The 3725-nt window shown below is 63.9% G+C and carries 4 protein-coding genes; 1 reads left to right on the forward strand and 3 read right to left on the reverse strand.

All coding sequences use genetic code 11. The features are described 5' to 3' along the window. The 3 genes from ABEL04_RS12050 to ABEL04_RS12060 form a co-directional block, all read right to left on the reverse strand. Positions 1 to 261 (reverse strand): hypothetical protein (locus ABEL04_RS12050; protein ID WP_375802639.1); only part of this gene is annotated, 261 nt, incomplete at its 3' end. Positions 262 to 615: 354 nt separating this feature from the next. Further along, entirely contained in the window at positions 616 to 1758 is a 1143-nt protein-coding gene (locus ABEL04_RS12055; RefSeq protein ID WP_375802640.1) for a dipeptidase, read from the reverse strand. Positions 1759 to 1801: 43 nt separating this feature from the next. Then, complete coding sequence (locus ABEL04_RS12060; RefSeq protein ID WP_375802641.1) at positions 1802 to 2605, reverse strand: helical backbone metal receptor; 804 nt, start codon at positions 2603 to 2605, stop codon at positions 1802 to 1804. A gap of 158 nt (positions 2606 to 2763) precedes the next feature. Here ABEL04_RS12060 and ABEL04_RS12065 point away from each other — a divergent pair. Next, positions 2764 to 3725: cobalamin-independent methionine synthase II family protein (locus ABEL04_RS12065; protein ID WP_375802642.1), on the forward strand; the 962-nt coding region annotated here is incomplete at its 3' end.

Here is a 3725-nt window from a genome sequence, read left to right on the forward strand (position 1 = left end):
ATCCTCCGCCGAGAGGCCCATCACGAAGGTGCCGTCCGGCACGTACACCATCCCGGCCGGTGCCTCGTCGCCGGGAGACTCGTTTGTCGTGTTCGTACCCGCAGAAGCCGTATCCTCGGCTGCAGTGGCCGTCGCGCTGCTGGACGTACCCGGCTCAGGTCCGGTGCCTTCCTGAGTAGAGCCGCCGAAGAGAGCACACCCGAGCGTTCCGAGGGCGATTGTGCTGTAGCAGAAACCTCTCAACAGAGAGCCGATGCGCATTCGAACCTTGGAATCGCCGAGCAAACGGTGAAGAGCAAAAAGGCACACATGCCGGAGGCTCGTCTCCTGACAACACCCTGAACCACGGAGGAGAGAGGGACAGGCCCGTGCGGAAACGATCCTTCAGCTCCGGCGCCGAATTTCAATTAACTGGTTCAGGGTAACGATAGACATTTTCTTCCTTCTGCTTAACAGAAAAAAGATCTCCGCGGGAGGCACACTGCTCGAGTCCCCCTGCGGACCCACCGGAGAACGCCGTGACTTTCCGTTTTCGGATCCACTCGCTCGGCGCGAAGCAGTTCGGGGCCCGCCCGATGCTGGAGGTCCCCACGTGCGAACGAAAGTCCTCAGGACTTAGGATGTCAACCGTGTTTTCTGACCGACCGCCGCGACCTCACTCCAGACGCGCAGCACGTTGCCACCGAGAATTCCAGCAATCTCATCGTTGGCGTAGCCGCGGCGGAGCAGTTCGGCGACAAGGTTCGGGTAGCCCGAGGCGTCCTGCAGGCCGTCCGGCAGGGCAAAGACGCCCTCGAAGTCAGAGCCAATCCCAACGTGCTCCACCCCGACAAGGTCGACGACGTGGTCGATGTGATCGGCTACGTCGTGCACTGTACCAATGGGATTCTCGTTCCGCATACGCTGTCTGTAGGCGACGGCCTCCCGCGCGTCTTCCGCCCAGCCCTTCGAATCGATGTGGGCCCGTATCTCCTCGCGGATGGGCTCGTCCTGATCCTGATACTCGGCACGCAAAAATTTCGACCCAAGCGTGATCATGATGAGGCCGCCGGTGTCGGCGATGTCTTCAATGAGTTCGTCGCTTGCGTTGCGTTCCCAGCCGGGCGTAAAGTGGCGGCAGGACGAGTGCGACGCGATGACCGGAGCGTCGCTCTGCGCCAGCACGTCGGCCGCCGTCGAGTCGGTCACATGGGACACGTCAACCATCATGCCTAGGCGGTTCATTTCTGACACAATCTTCGTGCCAAACGGACTCAGCCCGTACCAGCGGGGAGGTGAATCGTCGTAGGAGGCGTCGCCAATCCGGTTGTGAGCGCCATGCGTGAGGGTGATGTACCGAATGCCTCGGTCGTAGAAGTGCTCGACGTTTTCGAGCTTCCCCCCGAGCCCCGCTCCGTTTTCCAGGCCCATCGGCAGGGCAAGCGCGTCGGTCTCGGCAATCTGGCGCACCTCGCTCGGTGATGTAGCGACCGCGAACTGCTCGGGGTGGGTCGCCGCCATCTGCTCAACGAGGTCGATAAGCGTGTTCGCCCGCTCCACCGCCGTGCTGGGGGCGTCCTGGAGTTCGGTAGGGACGTAAATGGACATGAAGGGAGCGTCGAGACCCCCGGCTCGGGCCCGCGGATAGTCGACGTCGCCGCCGATTGTTGAACCGGCTGGATTCTCGGGGAACTGGTGGAGGCGGTGTGGGAGGTCGACGTGGCCGTCGATGAGAAGAGCGGCCTGGGTGAGACGATCGGCGCGGGCTTGGAGGTCCACGGGTTTGGAGGGGATGCGGTCGAGGAGGGAGAGGGCAATCCGACTATACGGGGCGAGGCGTCGGTAGACGCTCCCGCAGATCGGTCAGGTAGGCGGGCGTATCGAGAAGACGGGGGCCGTACCACGAAAACGGCTGCCCGTCCACAACCTCCACGGGCGTACTGGGAAGGGCGTCGCGGAGATCGGCCGTGAACACGTCCTTCTTGTGGAACGGAAACGGCTCGCTCGCGCAGAGGACGACGTCGAGGTCCCGTTCTGCGAGTGTGTCGAGGGTCACTTCGGGGTATCGTGTCCGGTCGCCGTAGATGTTCTCGAAGCCTCCCCACGCCATCACGTCGTGGATGAACGTGTCGCCGCCGACAGTCATGTAAGGCTCGCGCCAGATGAAGTAGGCGGCGCGGAGCGGCGGAAAGTCGGGCAGGGACTCGAAGCGGGAGATGATCCTGCCAACCAGGGTGGACGTGCGATCGGTCGTGTCGGTGAGGGTGCCGACCGTGCGGATCATCTCGAGCGCCCCGGGGACGGTCTTGACCTCCGTGACAAACACCGAGGCGATCTCCGCAAGCGCCTCGACATCCTTCTGGGTGTTTTCTTCGTGGTTGGCAAGGATAAGGTCCGGGTTGAGGTCGCGGACCGCGTCGACATCCACCTGCTTCGTGCCGCCCACGATGGGTTTCTCGGAGCGCCAGTGCTCGGGCCGCTCGCAGAAGCGCGTGATGCCCACGACCTCGTCCCCCAAGTTTAGATGCGCCAGGAGCTCCGTCTGGCTCGGTACCAGCGAGACGATGCGGCGGGGGGGTGCGTCGAAGGAGAGATCGTGACCACGAGCATCGGTGACAGTGGGCATTGCTGAGCAGGAATCAAAACAGAATACGGAAATTACTGAACGGCCCATTGAATCACGTTGGTTCCGCCATTGTGGAACCGGTGCTCTTTCGCGGCAGCAGAAAAGTCTTGAGGCACCCGTTCGGCGTTCTCCTTCCTCGCCACGTCCACACTGGAAACATGCCCCTCCCTACCGAACCCATCGGCAGCATCCCGCGTCCCGAAGAGCTCATCGAGAGCCTCCGCGCCTACCGCCACGGCGACCTCAGCCAGGAGGCCCTCGATCAGGTCTACGACCGCGCCCTCCGCGCCACCATCGACGCCTTCGAGGACACCGGGTCGCCCGTCATCACCGACGGGGAGCAGGCCAAGCCTAGCTTCCTGACCTATCCGGTGGAGGGGGCCGAGAACATCGAACCGGGGGGCATCGAGATTCCGTTCGGGGCGGGGCACGCGCGGCAGCTCCCGAAGCTCACGGCGGGGCCGTTCCGCTACGAGACGTACGCCGTCGACTACCTGAGGCGCGCCCAGGAATACGCACACGTGCCGGTCAAGCAGGCCGTCATCTCCGCGTCGGCCCTCAGCTTTCTCTACCCGGACGACGGAATCGACGGGTATTCCCGGGAGGCCTTCCTCGACGATCTCGTCGACGAGGTCGAAACCGACATCCGGCAGTGCCTCGACGCCGGGGCGCACGCCGTCCAGATCGACTTTACGGAGGGGCGGCTCGCCGTGAAGCTAGACCCGTCGAAGGACCTGCTCCGAGACTTCGTCGCCCTCAACAACCGGGTGCTCGACCGTTTCTCCGACGAGGAGCGGCAGCGGATCGGCGTCCACACCTGTCCGGGGGGCGACAAGCACTCCACCCACAGCGCCGACGTGGACTACGCGGACCTCCTGCCGCTCCTGTTCGAGATGAACGCCGGGCGCTTCTACATGCAGTTCGCCAGCGAAGACGATCCAGAGCGCGTGCTCGACATTGTCCGCGAGCATAGCCACGACGACCAGACCATCTTCCTCGGCGTCATCGACGTGAACGATCCGAAGGTGGAGTCGCCCGAAGCGGTGCGCGACACGGTGCTGCGGGCGGCCGAGTACCTGCCGGTCGATCGGCTCGGGACGACCGACGACTGTGGCTTCTC

Source organism: Salinibacter sp., assembly GCF_042218895.1.
GTDB lineage: Bacteria > Bacteroidota > Rhodothermia > Rhodothermales > Salinibacteraceae > Salinibacter.

What these genes read in the sequence shown, in the direction of transcription:
- ABEL04_RS12060 (WP_375802641.1), bottom strand. Translation starts at nt 2,605, where the DNA reads ATGCCCACTGTCACCGATGCTCGTGGTCACGATCTCTCCTTCGACGCA.